Below are 15,659 nucleotides of genomic sequence, written 5' to 3'. Positions count from 1 at the left end.
CGGGATCGTGAAGTCATCTTGATTGCACGGAGAAATATTGCCGCAGTCCAGGCAGTATTTATTATTCTTGTGTTGCCGCGGCGGTGCTCCGTTCGGCAGATTGTGCGGTGAGAGCGGTCGATCGAAGCGTAATTCGCGGTCGGTGGCCCGCTGAACTTCGCGGTGCCGTCCACGCCGATCTGCTCGACGCCATCGTGGGGTTCGCCCGGCTCGTCGAGCGTGCACGTGACGCGCCACAGCCCATGTACGAAGCACAATCGGGGCCGAACCGGACTGCATGGGCATCGACACCGTCGAACCGCTCACGCGCGAGCCCGGACGTCGGGCGTCCGGGAAGGGGCGGTCTCGCGCAATGAAGTCGTGGCGCCATTCCAGCGTGGCACGTGATGCGGCTGTGCCTGCTTATGCTTCGCATCGTTCGCCACAATTTCAACATGTCGCTAGAATGCCCGATATGAACCGTTACGTTAGCCTTCCTGATTTTGCGGATCCGGACGCGATCGATCGGCCGGCGGTAGCGATGTGCATGCACGTCGACGAGCATGCTGCCGAAATTCCGGTTCACAAGCATCAGAAGGGGCAGCTGGTGCTGGCGTTGCACGGCGCCGTGACCTGCCGGGTCGCGGGCGCGTTCTGGATCGTCCCGCCGCAATGCGGCGTCTGGATTCCCGGCGAGATGCCGCACAGTAACCATGCGACACCCAATGCCCGGCTTTGCTATCTGTTCGCCGAGCCCGGTGTCGTCGACTTGCCGACGGAGTGCTGCACGCTGTCCATTTCGCCGATGCTGCGCGAAATGATTCTGCATCTGGCCGGTGCGCCGCTCGACTACGAGCAGGGCGGCCATACCGACCGGCTTGCGCGCGTGCTGTTGCATGAGCTGACGTTGATGCCGGTCGAGCGCCTCTATCTGCCGGTTACGGATCATCCGCGCATCCGGCAGATGGCGGACGCATTGAACGCCAATCCCGGCGATCGCAGCACCGTCGCGCAATGGGCGAAGCGTCTCGCCATGAGCGAGCGTTCGCTGGCAAGACTCGTCGTCAGTGAAACGGGACTGACCTTCGGCCGCTGGCGGCAGCAGTTGCAACTGCTCGTTGCGGTGCGCGAGCTTGCCGGCGGCGCTTCCGTGCAACGCGTGTCGGACGAGCTCGGCTATGAGTCGGTAACCGCCTTCATCACCATGTTCAAGAAAGCGCTCGGGCATTCGCCAGGCCGCTATTTCGCCGCGCTGGCTCGCACGCAATCGGAGGCCGGGCTCGCGCCGGCGGCTGCGACCGAGATGGACGACCGAGCGGATGGCGCAGCGGACGTTGTGGGCGATGCATGAAGCCGCGCCTTCGCCCATTTTCCCGCCCGTGACGCCGGGTTCTCCATGCGAGACCGCGCGCATCGAATAGAAATGCTGTAGATCGCGCATTCCGCAGAAGACACTGCAGCCGATACCGCTTTGGCGGCCTTCAATACGACCACACATTCTGCGGCATCCCCCGTAATCTTTGCGCACTCGCCACTGAACTCGCATTGCTTTTACGGAGTTGCAAGATGACCGACTTATCGACGGGGACACCCTCGATCCTTTCCCTGGGCCAGACGAAAGTCGACGACGACCCACTCGAAACCGCCGAATGGCTCGATGCGCTCGATGGCGTGGTTCGGCATGCCGGTGCCGAACGGGCTCAGTACCTGTTCGATCGGCTCGCGGCCCACGCGTCGTCCAACGGTATCGCAACGGCGCGCCTCAATGTCACGCCCTACGTGAATACGATCGCCGTCGCTCAGCAGCCGCCGTATCCGGGAGACTTCGATATCGAAGAAAAGCTTGCCGCCGCGCTGCGCTGGAATGCGCTGGCCATGGTCGTGCGGGCCAATCGCGCCTACGGTGAACTCGGCGGGCATATTGCCAGCTATGCGTCGGCGGCCGACCTGTTCGAAGTGGGCTTCAATCATTTCTTTCGCGGCGCGAACGATGCCAACGGTGGCGATCTCGTCTATTTTCAACCCCATTCCGCGCCGGGCGTTTACGCGCGGGCTTACCTCGAAGGTTTTCTCGACGAAGCGCATCTCGAGCATTACCGACAGGAAATCACCGGTGCGGGCCTGTGTTCCTACCCGCATCCGTGGCTGATGCCGGACTTCTGGCAGTTCCCGACCGGCTCGATGGGCATTGGGCCGATCAACTCGATCTACCAGGCGCGCTTCATGCGCTATCTGCAGAACCGCGGACTGCAACGCACGGAAGGCCGCAAGGTGTGGGGCTATTTCGGCGATGGCGAAATGGACGAACCCGAGGCGATCGGCGCGCTGTCGCTGGCCGCGCGCGAGCGGCTCGACAATCTCGTGTTCGTGATCAACTGCAATTTGCAGCGGCTCGACGGACCGGTGCGCAGCAATGGCCGCATCATCGACGAACTCGAGGCGCAGTTTACGGGGGCGGGCTGGAACGTCATCAAGGTGTTGTGGGGTTCGGACTGGGATCCCCTGTTCGCACGCGATCGCAGTGGGGCGCTGTTGCGCGCGTTCGCGCACACCGTGGACGGCCAGTTCCAGACTTTTTCCGCCAACGACGGTGCCTACAATCGTGACCGCTTTTTCGGTCAGAACGCCGAACTGGCCGCACTCGCCGCGCATCTGAGCAACGACGATATCGACCGCCTGCGGCGCGGCGGCCACGATGTGCGCAAATTGCACGCTGCCTACGACAAGGCGTCGAAACACAGCGGGCAACCTACGGTGATTCTCGCGAAGACGATGAAGGGCTTCGGCATGGGCTCGATCGGCCAGGGGCGCATGACCACACATCAGCAGAAGAAGCTCGACATCGAACAGTTGAAGGCGTTTCGCGACCGCTTTCGCCTGCCGCTCTCCGACGACGATGTCGAACAACTCAAGTTCTACAAGCCGGACGAAAGCAGTGCCGTCATGCAGTATCTGCACGCGCGCCGTGCGGCGCTGGGCGGCTACCTTCCGCGCAGGCGCACAGCGGCGTCGCACGCGCCGGCCGTGCCCGCGATGTCGTCGTGGGGACGATTCGCGCTCGATACCAACGACAAGGAAATGTCGACCACGATGGCGTTCGTGCGCATGCTCGGCAACCTGTTGAAGGACGCCGAGCTGGGGCCGCGTGTGGTGCCCGTCGTCGCCGACGAGGCGCGCACCTTCGGCATGGCGAATCTGTTCCGGCAAATCGGCATCTATTCTCCGCTCGGTCAACTGTACGAGCCGGAAGACATGGGTTCGATGCTTTATTACCGTGAGGATACCGGCGGCCAGATTCTGGAAGAGGGCATCTCCGAGGCGGGCGCGGTGTCGTCGTGGATTGCCGCGGCGACGTCATACAGCGTGCACGATCTGACGATGCTGCCGTTCTATATCTACTACTCGATGTTCGGTTTCCAGCGCATCGGCGACCTGATCTGGGCGGCTGCCGATCAGCGCGCGCGCGGTTTCCTGATCGGCGCGACGGCCGGCAAGACGACGCTCGGCGGTGAAGGTCTGCAGCATCAAGACGGCACGAGCCACCTCGCGGCCTCGACGATACCGAACTGCCGCGCGTACGATCCGGCCTTCGCGTACGAAGTGGCGATGATCGTCGACGAGGGCATGCAGGAGATGATCGCGCGTCAGCGCGACGTCTTTTACTACATGACGGTCACCAACGAAAACTACGCACAACGTTCGTTGACTGAAGCGGATCTCGATCGCGTCCGTAGCGGCGTGCTCAAGGGGATGTACGTGCTGGAGCCCGCGCAGATCGAGATCGCGCAGGTGCAGTTGCTCGGCTCGGGCGCGATTCTCGGTGAGGTCCAGGCCGCGGCACGGATGTTGAAAGACGACTGGAATATCGACGCGGCCGTCTGGAGCGTGACGAGCTTTACCGAATTGCATCGCGACGGCGTGTCCGCGGAGCGTGCGCAGCGGCTACTGGATCACGGCGAGCCTGCGGTGCCCTACGTGACGGCCGCCCTGGGCGCCGCACGTGGACCGGTGATCGCCGCGACCGACTATGTGCGCGCCGTGCCCGAGCTGATCCGCGCGTATGTACCGTCCCGCTACGTCGTGCTCGGCACCGACGGCTTCGGGCGCAGCGATACACGTGCGGCGTTGCGTGCGTTCTTCGAAGTGGACCGTGCGTCGATCGTGATCGCCGCGCTGAAAGCACTCGTCGACGAGGGCCGGCAGGACCCTGACGTCGTGCGTCAGGCGATCGACCGATACGGGCGAAGCGGAACCGGGCTGACCGAACCCTGGCTGGTCTAGCACCCGTTGACCGGTGAGCGTCGTGCGAGCGGCGCGCGAAGTGGCTGCTCGAAGGCCTTGCGCGTCCATCGGTCCATCGCGGGAAATCCGATCGAATCAAGTGCGTCCGACCTGATGAAGAGGGGGCGTTGACTGTTGAAATGCTTGCTGTTGGAGACGAATGTGCGGGTGACACGAATAGAAGTGCCGGATATCGGCGATTACAAGAACATCCCCGTGATCGAAGTTCTGGTGGGAGTCGGACAACGCGTCGAACGGGAGCAGTCGCTCGTCGTGCTCGAGTCGGACAAGGCGACGATGGATGTGCCCAGTCCCACCGCTGGCGTGATCAAGGAGATGAAGGTCGCCGTCGGCGAGACGGTGTCGCAAGGCACGTTGATCGCGCTGCTCGACAGCGACGGCGAGCGGCAGGACGACGCGGCGCCTGTGCCTCCGGCCGCCTCGGCTGCGCGCGATCTCGCGTGTCCGTCGGCGAATGTCGCGACAGGGCTGGTGCCGGCGCTTGCGCCGGCGCCCGAACTGAACTCCGCATCCGCGCCATTGCATCACGCGCCGGCGCGCGAAGGCGAGCCGTCTCGCGCCAGCCACGCATCGCCGTCGGTGCGCAAGTTCGCGCGCGAGCTCGGCGTCGACGTCGCGCGCGTGTCGGGCAGCGGCCCGAAGGGCCGCATCACCAAGGACGACATCACGGGCTTCGTGAAGGGCGTGATGTCGGGCCAGCGCGCGGCGCCGGGCGCGGCAGCCGCGCCGGCAGGCGGCGGCGAGCTGAACCTGCTGCCGTGGCCGAAGGTCGACTTCGCGAAGTTCGGCCCGTTCGAGCCGAAGCCGCTGTCGCGCATCAAGAAGATCTCGGGCGCGAACCTGCATCGCAACTGGGTGATGATCCCGCACGTCACGAACAACGACGAAGCGGACATCACCGAGCTCGAAGCGCTGCGCGTGCAGCTGAACAAGGAGCACGAAAAGGCGGGCGTGAAGTTCACGATGCTCGCGTTCGTGATCAAGGCGGTGGTGGCCGCGCTGAAGAAATTCCCGACCTTCAACGCGAGCCTCGACGGCGACAACCTGGTGTTCAAGCAGTACTACCACATCGGGTTCGCGGCCGACACGCCGAACGGTCTGGTCGTGCCGGTGATCCGCGATGCGGACAAGAAGGGCCTCGTCGACATCGCGAAGGAAATGGCCGAGCTGTCGAAGGCCGCGCGCGACGGCAAGCTCAAGCCCGATCAGATGCTGGGTGGCTGCTTCTCGATCTCGTCGCTCGGCGGGATCGGCGGCACGCACTTCACGCCGATCATCAACGCGCCGGAAGTGGCGATCCTCGGGTTGTCGCGCGGGCAGATGAAGCCGGTGTGGGACGGCAAGCAGTTCGTGCCGCGGTTGACGATGCCGCTTTCCCTGGCGTTCGATCATCGCGTGATCGATGGCGCCGAAGCCGCGCGGTTCAATGCTTATCTTGGCGCGTTGCTCGCGGATTTCCGTCGCATCATTCTTTGATGAGAAGAGGGGCTCGCGGGGGCGTGCGTTTTTGTCGGTGCGCCCCGTACTGTCGTTGAACCTGTTTTGCATACGGTCTGCTAGCGTCGCCCCTGCGCGGGGCGGCGGTTACTTTTCTTTGTCTTCCAAAGAAAAGTAACCAAAAGAAAGGCGCGTCCTTGGGCGGACAGCAAAGGTGGTTCTGCCCAGGTTCGCGTTCTCTTGTCAGGCCGTGGCCGGTTCATCGCGCGAGTTTCCATTCCCTCTCTCCGTAGCCAACAAGAAGGGGACGTACATGAGTCTCATCGAAGTCAAAGTTCCAGATATCAGCGATTTCAACGGCATCGATGTCATCGAAGTCAACATCAAACCCGGCGACGTGATCGAAAAAGAGCAAACGCTCCTCACGCTCGAATCCGATAAGGCATCCATGGAAGTGCCCAGCCACATCGCAGGCACCATCAAGGAAATCAAAGTCAAAGCCGGCGACAAAGTCTCCCAAGGCACCGTGATCGCACTCGTCGAAGCGTCCGCAAACGCCACCGCACCGGCGAAAGCACCAGAGCCCGCCAAGCCCGTCGCGGCCGCGGCACCGGCTGCGGCTCCGGCACAGGCCGCAGCCGCAGCCGCTGCCGCTCCGGCGCCGCAAGCCGGCAGCTACGGCGGCTCAGCCGACATCGAGTGCGACATGCTCGTGCTCGGCGCCGGCCCCGGCGGCTACTCGGCCGCGTTCCGCGCCGCCGACCTCGGCATGAAGACGGTGCTCATCGAACGCTATTCGACACTCGGCGGCGTATGCCTGAACGTCGGCTGCATCCCGTCGAAAGCGCTGCTGCACACGGCGCTGGTCGTCGAGGAAGCCGCAGCGCTCGCGTCGCACGGCATCACGTTCGGCAAGCCCCAAGTCGACCTCGACAAGCTGCGCGACTTCAAGGGCGGCGTCGTCAAGAAGCTGACCAGCGGCCTCGCCGGCATGGCGAGGGCGCGCAAGGTCGAAGTCGTGACCGGCATCGGCGCATTCGTCGACCCGTTCCACATGGAAGTGCAGGGCGACAACGGCAAGAAGATCGTCAAGTTCAAGCAGGCCATCATCGCCGCCGGCTCTCAAGCAGTGAAGCTGCCGTTCATGCCGGAAGACCCGCGCGTCGTCGATTCGACCGGTGCACTCGAGCTGCGCCAGCTGCCCAAGCGGATGCTCGTGATCGGCGGCGGCATCATCGGCCTCGAAATGGCGACGGTGTACTCGACGCTCGGCGCCGAGATCGACGTCGTCGAAATGATGGACGGCCTGATGATGGGCGCCGACCGCGATCTCGTGAAGGTCTGGGAAAAGTTCAACGCGAAGCGCTTCGGCAACGTGATGCTGAAGACCAAGACGGTCGGCGCGGAAGCGAAGGAAGACGGTATCTACGTGAAGTTCGAAGGCGAGAAGGCACCCGCGGAAGCGCAGCGCTACGACCTTGTGCTCGTCGCGGTAGGCCGCAGCCCGAACGGCAAGAAGATCGGCGCGGACAAGGCGGGCGTCGCGGTCACCGAGCGCGGCTTCATCGACGTCGACAAGCAGATGCGCACGAACGTGCCGCACATCTTCGCGATCGGCGATATCGTCGGCCAGCCGATGCTCGCGCACAAGGCCGTGCATGAAGGCCACGTCGCAGCCGAAGCCGCGCACGGCGAAAAGGCGTACTTCGACGCGCTGCAGATTCCGTCGGTGGCATACACCGATCCGGAAGTGGCATGGGCCGGCAAGACGGAAGATCAGTGCAAGGCCGAAGGCATCAAGTACGGCGAGGCGGTGTTCCCGTGGGCCGCATCGGGCCGCGCGATCGCGAACGGCCGCGACGAAGGCTTCACGAAGCTGATCTTCGACGAGGAAACTCATCGCGTGATCGGCGGCGGCATCGTGGGCCTGAACGCGGGCGACCTGATCAGCGAAGTGTGTCTCGCAGTCGAAATGGGCGCGGACGCCGAAGACATCGGCAAGACGATTCACCCGCACCCGACGCTCGGCGAATCGGTCGGCATGGCCGCCGAATTGTATGAAGGCGTCTGCACGGACTTGCCGCCGCCCAGAAAGGCCTGATCGCCATCTCGGCTTGCGTGTCGCAAGTATGACGAGTTGCGGGTTTTCCCGAGCGTGCGGCGACAATGACCGTTTTTGGTGATAACTCGACTTTTTATCAGAATTTTCCGCGGAGCTGCCAGGCATAAACTTGTTCATCAGGTGATGTTGTTCGAATGCCTGCTGGAGCGGAAATCGATGTTCTGCCGCGCAAGCGAGCGTTCGAACTTCAGGGCACCGGAGCCTTGTGCAAAGAGGAGACGCGGGCTATGAACGTTGCGCTGGACAGGATAGACCTTAGCATCCTGAGTGAACTTCAGGAGGACTCAAGTTTGACGAATCTCGAACTGGCGGCTCGAGTCAACCTGTCGCCCTCTCCCTGTCTCGTCAGGGTCAGAAATCTGGAGCGTCTCGGTGTAATCAGCCGACGCGTCGCCGTGCTCAATGCGTCCCTGCTCGGCCTGGGCATCATGGCCATCGTCGAGATCAGTCTGGAGCGGCAGGGCATGCAGGCGCGGGAGAGTTTTGCCGACACGGTCAGAGGCATCACCGAAGTCATGGACTGCTTCATGATGACCGGGCAAACCGACTATCTGCTGCGGGTGGTGGCGAGAGATCTCGTCGAACTCGAACACATCATCACGCACAAGCTGACGTCGCTTCCCGGTGTGGCCAGCGTTCGCTCGAACGTCGTCCTGAAACGGCTTGCCAACAAGACGACGCTTCCCATCGACAAGACGCGGCCTATCCAGATTCATGGACTGGCGCAGGCGTCGTGATCACATCGCGTAAGGTGCTCTCATGAGTAACGCAATGTCCGCCGGCCGGCCGGCAGATTCGCGCGCCGACATCGCAACGGCGTTGGAGATTATCGAAGAAGCGCGCGCCGGGCGGATGTTCATTCTGGTCGACGACGAGGACCGTGAGAACGAAGGCGACCTCGTCATTCCCGCGCAATTCGCCACGCCCGACGCCGTCAACTTCATGGCGACGCATGCGCGCGGCTTGATCTGTCTCGCGATGACTCGCTCGCGCTGCGAATCGCTGGGTTTGCATTTGATGAGCCGAATCAACGGTTCGCGGCACGAGACGGCCTTCACGGTGTCGATCGAGGCGCGTGACGGTGTGAGCACCGGCATCTCGGCGGCCGACCGCTCCCGCACGATTTCGCTGGCGATCAATCCGGAAACGGGGCGAGACGAGCTCGTTTCTCCCGGACACGTCTTTCCGCTCATGGCGCGCGACGGCGGCACGCTCGTGCGCGCGGGCCACACCGAGGCGGCGGTAGATATCGCCCGGCTGGCCGGGCTCGCACCGGCCGGTGCGATCTGCGAAATCATGAACGACGACGGCACCATGGCGAGGCTGCCGGACCTCATCGCCTTTTCACGGCGGCATCAGCTGAAGCTGGGCACGATCGCCGATCTCATCGCGTATCGCCGACGAACGGAACGGCTCGTCGAGGCCGTTGAACACGGGAGCTTCACCGAGCCGAATGGACGGCATTGGCGGATCGTGGTCTACCGGAACCGGATCGATCAGGTCGAGCATATCGCCTTCGTCATGGGCGATCTACGGGGCGCCGACCCCGTTCTCGTGCGCATGCATGCGATGGATACCATGAACGACGTCATCGGCGGTCACCACCTCGCGTCCCTGCGCGGCGCGGCGCGTTTGCTGGAGAACGAGAATCGCGGCGTCATCGTGGTGATCCGCGAATCCCGCCCGACGGCCGTGTCCGAGCGGGTGCGTGCCATGATGCATCCCAAGCCTGCCGAGCCGGAACTGCGCGATTACGGAATAGGCGCGCAAATTCTCACCGAACTCGGCGTGAAGAACATGATCCTGCTCTCCAATCATGAAAGAACGATCGTGGGCCTGGAGGGCTACGGTTTGAACATGGTCGAGCAGAGAAAAATAGAGCGAATTCACGACGATCAGGAAGTTTGACGCCATCCGGTCGCGCCGCCGTGCCGATGCAGAAATCGGGTCGTCCCGTTCCGATCGCGGGAGCGTTGTTCCGGATGAAGTCGTGACGCTCATCGCAGGGCGTTTCGTGACCATAAAAGCAACTGGAGGAGAGATGAGACACGCAGAAAACCCCGACATCGTCGGCGCGCGCGCGAGCGCCGTGGCCGCGGGGCGGCCCGCATGAAAACGACGGCGGAAAATCCCTATACGATCGGACTCGAGCGCGACCCGGCGAACTTCATTGCCTTGTCGCCGCTGACGTTTCTCGAACGCGCCGCGTCCGTCTGGCCGGAGCGCACGGCCATCGTGCACGGCACGATACGCCGCGACTGGGCCGAAACCTACCGGCGGTGCCGGATGCTCGCCGGCGCGCTGCGCGGGCGCGGCATCGGCAACGGCGATACGGTGGCGATGATCGCGGCCAATACGCCCGAACTGTTCGAGGCACATTTCGGTGTACCGCTTTGCGGCGCTGTCCTGAACACCATCAACACACGGCTCGATGCCGACACGATCGCGTTCATTCTCGGCCACGGCGACGCGAAGCTGCTGATCACCGACCGCGAATTCTCCTCGACGGTGAAGAAGGCCCTGGCACGGCTCGGCCGCGCCATTCAGGTCATCGACATCGACGACCCACAGTTCGGAGAAGGCGATCTGCTCGGCGAAAAAGACTACGAGGCGTTGCTGCAGGAGGCCGCGCACACAGAATTTTCTGTCGCGATGCCGGAAGACGAATGGCAGGCCATATCGCTGAACTACACATCCGGCACGACGGGCAATCCCAAGGGCGTCGTGTATCACCATCGCGGCGCATATCTGAACGCAGTATCGAACGCACTATCGTGGCATCTGGACGAGGACACGACCTATCTATGGACCTTGCCGATGTTTCACTGCAATGGCTGGTGCTTTCCGTGGACCATGGCGTTGGTGGCCGGCACCAGTGTTTTTCTGCGCCATACGCGGGCCGAGCGGATTCTCGCCGCCATCCGCACCGAGGCGGTCACGCATTTTTGTGCGGCGTCCGTAGTGTTGAACATGATCAATAACGCCGCGCCGGAGCTGAAAGCCGGCATCCGTCATGGAGTCAAGGTCATGACCGGCGGTGCGCCGCCGCCCGCTTCGGTGATCGCCGGCATGGAGCGCATGGGCTGGGACGTGACGCACGCCTACGGGTTGACCGAGTCCTATGGGCCGGTCGTGCAATGCGTGTGGCGCGACTCGTGGAATGCACTCGATCTCGATGCGAAAGCGCGGCTCAAGGCCCGCCAGGGAGTGCGCGGCCCCGCTCTCGAGGCAGTGATGGTAGCCAGCCCCGATACGCTGGAGCCTGTTCCAAAAGACGGGCAAACGCTCGGCGAGGTATTTCTGCGCGGCAACAACGTGATGAAGGGCTACCTGAAGAATTCGGACGCCACCGTGGAGGCATTTTCCGGCGGGTGGTTTCACACGGGCGATCTCGCGGTATGGCATCCCGATGGCTACCTGGAAATCAAGGATCGCTCGAAGGACATCATCATCTCGGGAGGCGAAAACATTTCGTCGATCGAGATCGAGGACATACTGTATTCCCATCCCGCCGTTCTGGAGGCGGCAATCGTCGCGCGTCCCGACGACAAGTGGGGCGAGACACCTTGTGCTTTCATCGCGCTCAAAGACGATTCGGCGGTGACCGAAGCGGACATCATCGCGTTTTGCCGCGAGCGGCTGGCACATTTCAAGGTGCCCAAGACCATCGTGTTCTCGCCGCTGCCGAAGACAGCGACCGGCAAGATCCAGAAGTTCCACTTGAGGGAGCGGGCGCGCCAGCTGTGAAAGGGGCGGCGGCGTAGCGCCAGCCGCCGCGTTTCGATCAGCGCGAGGACGCCTCCTTCTGGTCCACGCGAAACTTGCCGGGACTTTGTCCCATGGTCTTCTTGAACATGGTGATGAACGAGTTCGGACCTTCATAGCCGAGCTCGAGCGCCACTGCGTGAACCGACGCGCCTGCCGACAATCGCTGAAGCGCAATGATGATATGCAGACGCTCGCGCCAGCGCCCGAAGGTCATGCCGGTTTCGCTGCGTACCAGCCGCGCGAGCGTACGTTCGCTCATCGCATATCGGCGCCCCCATTCCGCGATCGTGCTGCGGTCGGCGGGGTTGTCGAGCAACGCCGAAGCGATCTGTTGAAGCCGGGGATTGTCGGAGATCGGGAGAAAGACGTCGTCGGGCGCCAGCAGCGCGAGCTGATCCAGCAGCACTCTGGCGAGCCGGCCCACCGGGCCGTCCTTCGGATAGTCGGGCGGAAACCTGGCCAGTGAACGGATCAACTCGCGGATGAGCGGCGTGATCGTAAAGCTGCGGCAGTCGGTGGGCAGGCCGGCCTCGTCGGGCGGAATGAAGATGACGTACAGCTTGGCGAAATCGGAAGCATGATTGCTGTGCGGAATGCCGCCCGGAATCCACACCGCGCCGTTGGGCGGGACGATCCACCATCCGCTCGGCGATCGGCACATGACCGACCCGCTCAATGCGACGACCAATTGCCCCTTGCGATGAACGTGCATCGGCAGCTCATCCTCTTTTCCGCTCGTCTCCAGGAGAACGGAAATGACCGGCAAATCGACGGAGTCCGGATCGAACGGCTGATAGTTGATCTTCACCGGGTCTGTCATGGCTCGCGAAGCGGACATGCCGATTTCAGGATTGTTGGGTTCCACGGTTCACTCGCTTTCTGCGCCTGCCTGGCCTCGGTGAATTCATGTATCGCCGCCCTCGGTGCAACATACGGTGGGCCATCCGACTGACGCGATTTTAATCCGCCGAATCAACGATGGCGCCGGCAAATCAAAATTAAATTTGGCCCCGTCGGACCTACACTGACTCGATGTAAATTCACGAGACATCAGGTATGAAAACCGACGAATTGATTTGCACACGGATCGACGCGGACGTCGTGCAACTGACGATCGACCGGCCGCCGGCGAACGCACTGAACGAACCGCTCATCACCGCATTGATGTCCGTCTTCCGCGACTTCGCTCGACACGACGTGCCACCCGGCATCGTGTTCACCGGGGCGGGAGAGAAGTTCTTTTGTGCCGGCGGCGATATCAATGAAGTGGCGGACCATGAGCTCGCCCTGTCGCGCATGGAAGCGTTCCACGCGTTCCTGGCGCAACTCGAGCAGTATCCGAGCCCGCTCGTGTGCGCGGTCAACGGCTATGCAGTGGGTGCCGGATTCGAAATGGCGCTGCATGCGGACTACGTCGTCGCGTCCGCTGAATCCCGGCTAGGATTTCCCGAGATCAATCACGGCCTGTTGCCCGCGGCAAAAGGCATGCGCCACGCAGCGGCCCTGCTGGGTCGGCGTGCCGCGCGTTCGCTGCTTTTCTCCGGTGAACTGATCACGGCCGGAGAAGCGTTGGCGATAGGCGCGGTGGACGCGATCTCCGCGCACGATGAAACGCTGAGAGACGCGCTGGCCAAATGCCGCGCGCTTTGCGCCAAAGATCGCCAGCTGTTCGCCGCCATCAAGCGAACGCTGCGCGAGAGTCCACGGATGAACGACGAAGCTCTGCTGCAGATGACGCTCGATGACCTGCGTGGATATCTCGGCAACGCGCGGACCGCGGACGCAAGATCCAGATTTCTGAACCGCAATAAGAAGGCCTGATCGTGAGCAATCTCAAACTGCCGGAAACGCTGCATCTTGCGCGCATGACGTATGAGGGCGTGGCGGCCGCATTGGCCACGCAGTTCGATCGCGTCATCATTCCTTGCGGCGCAATCGAGCAGCACGGCCCCCATCTGCCGCTGAGCATGGATGCCGATCATGCTGACGCGCTGGCCGTGGAAATCGCCACGTTGCTGGGGCGAACCCTGATCGCGCCGACGATACGAGTGGGATGCTCGAAGCACCACATGGCCTTCCCGGGCACGATCTCGTTGCAGGAGCACACGTATGCCGCGCTCTGCCACGATTACTGCGTGAGCCTCGCGGCACATGGATTCAAGTGCATCTATCTGTTCTCGGCGCATGTCGGTAACTTCAATGCCCTTCATGCGATGTTGCCGGAATTGCGACAGGCCGTCGGGCCAGACGTCCAGGTGCTTGCCTATACGGATCATCAGGCGTGGCTGCGCGAATGGCGACTGGCCGTCGAGGAAGCCGGCGGCGATCCGGAATCCGTGGGCGGACACGCAGACATCGCCGAAACCTCCCTGATGATCCACCTTGATCCGGACAGTGTGCGACTCGCTCGACTCACGGCCGGCCACGTGGGCGCCATGACGACCGAGCAATTGAACCGGATGTGGAAGGAAGGCGTGGCGTCGATCTCCCGAAACGGCGTGCTGGGCGATGCGCGAGGATCGTCACGCGAGATCGGCGAGGCCTGTTTGCGTGCGACCGCGAGGCTTCTCGCGTCGGCATTTGCGGCCGAATCGTCGACCTAGAAAAAGACGGAGAGCCGGCAGCATGATCTGCCGGTATCGGCAAGGTTGCGGCATGAAAAGAATAAAAAATGCTGCGGGATGTGCGGCAATATTTATTCACGGAAACAAAAGAGACATCAAGGCAGAAAAGGCATCCGGATGGATGAGTATCGCTATCCAATCTGGATGGGCTGTTTCTAAATCAAGTTAAACGACGATGTTAATTGGTTGGCGGCGTGACACTGCCCGAACCTCGGCAGCCGTTCGCGCGCGCCGTGAATTTTCGAATTACGACTGTCAAGGAAAAGAAAATGCCATTGAAATTCGGTTTTTGGTCCGAGCAGGAGACGCAGGTCGGGCATAGCTACTCGAACAGGCTTCGCGAGCTGGTTCGCGAAGCGCGCTTCGCCGAGCAAATGGGTTTCGACTTTGTTGCGTTGTCGGAGCAGCACTTTGCGCTTGGCGGCGTGTCGAGTTCGGCGCCTGAAGTGGTGTTCGGTTATCTCGCGGCCGTCACTTCGCGAATCAAGCTGCGTCCTGCCGTGGCGCTGATGCCGAAGGCCATCAATCACGCGCTGCGTACCGCGGAACGGCTGGCGGCCACCGACATCCTCTCCGAAGGCCGGATGGAGATGTATTGCGGGCGCGCGAACACGACGATCGCAATGCGCGCGTTCAACGTATCGCCGGAGGAAACCCTGCCGCAAATGGAAGAGGGCATGGCGCTGTTGCGCAAAGCGATGCGTGAGGACGTGTTCACCTTCGAGGGAAAGTATTACCAGGTGCCGCCCCGGTCGCTCGTGCCGAAGCCGTTGCAAAAACCGTATCCCGTCCTCGGCGTTGCAGCCACCAGTGCGAACAGCCATGCCTGGGCCGGCTCGGAAGGTCTCGCGGTGATGAGCCATGCGATTTATCAGGGATGGGAGAAACAGAAGGGGCTGCTGGACACCTACTGGAACAGCTGGAAGCGCGATGAGACCGGGCCGTTGCACAAGCCGCGCGCCGGCATGCCGATCTTCATCGGTATCGGCAAGACCGACCAGGAAGCGAAGGACATTTACGCCGGCGCGATCATGAACTATGCGCGCATCTCGACCGATGCGTATCCGCGGCTCGCCAAACTCGCCGACAACTACGCATACATGGCCGAAAGCGTGCCCGCGATGCAGCGCGCCGCCGAAGATTGGGACTACCTGCTGAACGAATCCGCCACCACGGTGTGCGGAAGCCCCGATACCGTCATCCGTCAGTTGGAGCAATACGAGAAGCTCGGAATCGACGAGGTGCTGCTGCATATCGACTCGGTGCCGCACGAGCAGATCATGTCGACGATCGACATGGTGGGCCGTTACGTGATTCCGCATTTCAACGATCGCAACAATATCGTCCGCCCGACCGACGAGTTGCTCGAGAAGATTCGCGCCATGCGTCCGCAGGCCGCCAACCCGAAGCAAAGTCAAGGATGAACC

At 62.5% G+C, this 15,659-nt stretch carries 11 protein-coding genes; 10 read left to right on the top strand and 1 reads right to left on the bottom strand.

Translation table 11 applies throughout. From position 1 onward, the window contains the following. Window positions 1-352: 352 nt before the first annotated feature. The 7 genes from AP428_RS25780 to AP428_RS25750 all read left to right on the top strand — a co-directional run bounded on the left by AP428_RS25780 (window position 353) and on the right by AP428_RS25750 (window position 11,587). The gene (locus tag AP428_RS25780; RefSeq protein WP_011548540.1) at window positions 353-1,330 is read left to right on the top strand and encodes a helix-turn-helix domain-containing protein; all 978 of its coding nucleotides are present in this window, start codon (window positions 353-355) and stop codon (window positions 1,328-1,330) included. 215 nt (window positions 1,331-1,545) lie between these two features. Next, on the top strand, window positions 1,546-4,260 hold the full coding sequence (mdeB, locus tag AP428_RS25775; RefSeq protein ID WP_011694457.1) for an alpha-ketoglutarate dehydrogenase: 2,715 nt from the start codon (window positions 1,546-1,548) through the stop codon (window positions 4,258-4,260). Window positions 4,261-4,422: 162 nt separating this feature from the next. Beyond that, the gene (aceF, locus tag AP428_RS25770; protein ID WP_099318695.1) at window positions 4,423-5,757 is read left to right on the top strand and encodes a dihydrolipoyllysine-residue acetyltransferase; all 1,335 of its coding nucleotides are present in this window, start codon (window positions 4,423-4,425) and stop codon (window positions 5,755-5,757) included. 274 nt (window positions 5,758-6,031) lie between these two features. After that, the gene (gene lpdA / locus AP428_RS25765) at window positions 6,032-7,819 is read left to right on the top strand and encodes a dihydrolipoyl dehydrogenase (RefSeq protein ID WP_011548537.1); all 1,788 of its coding nucleotides are present in this window, start codon (window positions 6,032-6,034) and stop codon (window positions 7,817-7,819) included. A gap of 248 nt (window positions 7,820-8,067) precedes the next feature. Next, a complete protein-coding gene (locus AP428_RS25760) occupies window positions 8,068-8,577 on the top strand; it encodes an Lrp/AsnC family transcriptional regulator (RefSeq protein WP_011661374.1) in 510 nt (169 codons plus the stop codon). A 22-nt stretch (window positions 8,578-8,599) separates the two neighbouring features. Then, window positions 8,600-9,748 (top strand): 3,4-dihydroxy-2-butanone-4-phosphate synthase, encoded by a 1,149-nt coding sequence (gene ribB, locus AP428_RS25755; RefSeq protein ID WP_011548535.1) that lies wholly within the window; start codon window positions 8,600-8,602, stop codon window positions 9,746-9,748. Window positions 9,749-9,949: 201 nt separating this feature from the next. Next, a complete protein-coding gene (locus AP428_RS25750) occupies window positions 9,950-11,587 on the top strand; it encodes an acyl-CoA synthetase (RefSeq protein WP_011548534.1) in 1,638 nt (545 codons plus the stop codon). A 37-nt stretch (window positions 11,588-11,624) separates the two neighbouring features. On the opposite strand, the gene AP428_RS25745 is transcribed toward AP428_RS25750, so the two are convergent. Continuing rightward, window positions 11,625-12,446, bottom strand: a complete 822-nt coding sequence (locus AP428_RS25745; protein WP_011694458.1) for a helix-turn-helix domain-containing protein — start codon at window positions 12,444-12,446, stop codon at window positions 11,625-11,627. A gap of 218 nt (window positions 12,447-12,664) precedes the next feature. Here AP428_RS25745 and AP428_RS25740 point away from each other — a divergent pair, with 218 nt between their 5' ends. The 3 genes from AP428_RS25740 to AP428_RS25730 all read left to right on the top strand — a co-directional run bounded on the left by AP428_RS25740 (window position 12,665) and on the right by AP428_RS25730 (window position 15,656). Beyond that, on the top strand, window positions 12,665-13,429 hold the full coding sequence (locus tag AP428_RS25740) for an enoyl-CoA hydratase/isomerase family protein (RefSeq protein ID WP_011548532.1): 765 nt from the start codon (window positions 12,665-12,667) through the stop codon (window positions 13,427-13,429). A gap of 2 nt (window positions 13,430-13,431) precedes the next feature. Beyond that, window positions 13,432-14,211 (top strand): creatininase family protein, encoded by a 780-nt coding sequence (locus AP428_RS25735; protein ID WP_011548531.1) that lies wholly within the window; start codon window positions 13,432-13,434, stop codon window positions 14,209-14,211. A 290-nt stretch (window positions 14,212-14,501) separates the two neighbouring features. Next, window positions 14,502-15,656, top strand: a complete 1,155-nt coding sequence (locus AP428_RS25730; RefSeq protein ID WP_011548530.1) for an LLM class flavin-dependent oxidoreductase — start codon at window positions 14,502-14,504, stop codon at window positions 15,654-15,656. The last annotated feature ends 3 nt before the right edge of the window (window positions 15,657-15,659 follow it).

Origin of the sequence: Burkholderia sp. E168m22, assembly GCF_001319805.1 — a bacterium.
GTDB classification, from domain to species: Bacteria; Pseudomonadota; Gammaproteobacteria; order Burkholderiales; family Burkholderiaceae; genus Burkholderia; species Burkholderia orbicola.
Note: the sequence above shows the minus strand (reverse complement) of the source record. Positions and strands in the feature narration are given on the sequence as shown.

What these genes read in the sequence shown, in the direction of transcription:
- AP428_RS25750 (WP_011548534.1), top strand. Translation starts at nt 9,950, where the DNA reads ATGAAAACGACGGCGGAAAATCCCTATACGATCGGACTCGAGCGCGAC.
- lpdA (WP_011548537.1), top strand. Translation starts at nt 6,032, where the DNA reads ATGAGTCTCATCGAAGTCAAAGTTCCAGATATCAGCGATTTCAACGGC.
- ribB (WP_011548535.1), top strand. Translation starts at nt 8,600, where the DNA reads ATGAGTAACGCAATGTCCGCCGGCCGGCCGGCAGATTCGCGCGCCGAC.
- mdeB (WP_011694457.1), top strand. Translation starts at nt 1,546, where the DNA reads ATGACCGACTTATCGACGGGGACACCCTCGATCCTTTCCCTGGGCCAG.
- AP428_RS25740 (WP_011548532.1), top strand. Translation starts at nt 12,665, where the DNA reads ATGAAAACCGACGAATTGATTTGCACACGGATCGACGCGGACGTCGTG.
- AP428_RS25745 (WP_011694458.1), bottom strand. Translation starts at nt 12,446, where the DNA reads ATGTCCGCTTCGCGAGCCATGACAGACCCGGTGAAGATCAACTATCAG.
- AP428_RS25780 (WP_011548540.1), top strand. Translation starts at nt 353, where the DNA reads ATGAAGTCGTGGCGCCATTCCAGCGTGGCACGTGATGCGGCTGTGCCT.
- AP428_RS25730 (WP_011548530.1), top strand. Translation starts at nt 14,502, where the DNA reads ATGCCATTGAAATTCGGTTTTTGGTCCGAGCAGGAGACGCAGGTCGGG.
- AP428_RS25760 (WP_011661374.1), top strand. Translation starts at nt 8,068, where the DNA reads ATGAACGTTGCGCTGGACAGGATAGACCTTAGCATCCTGAGTGAACTT.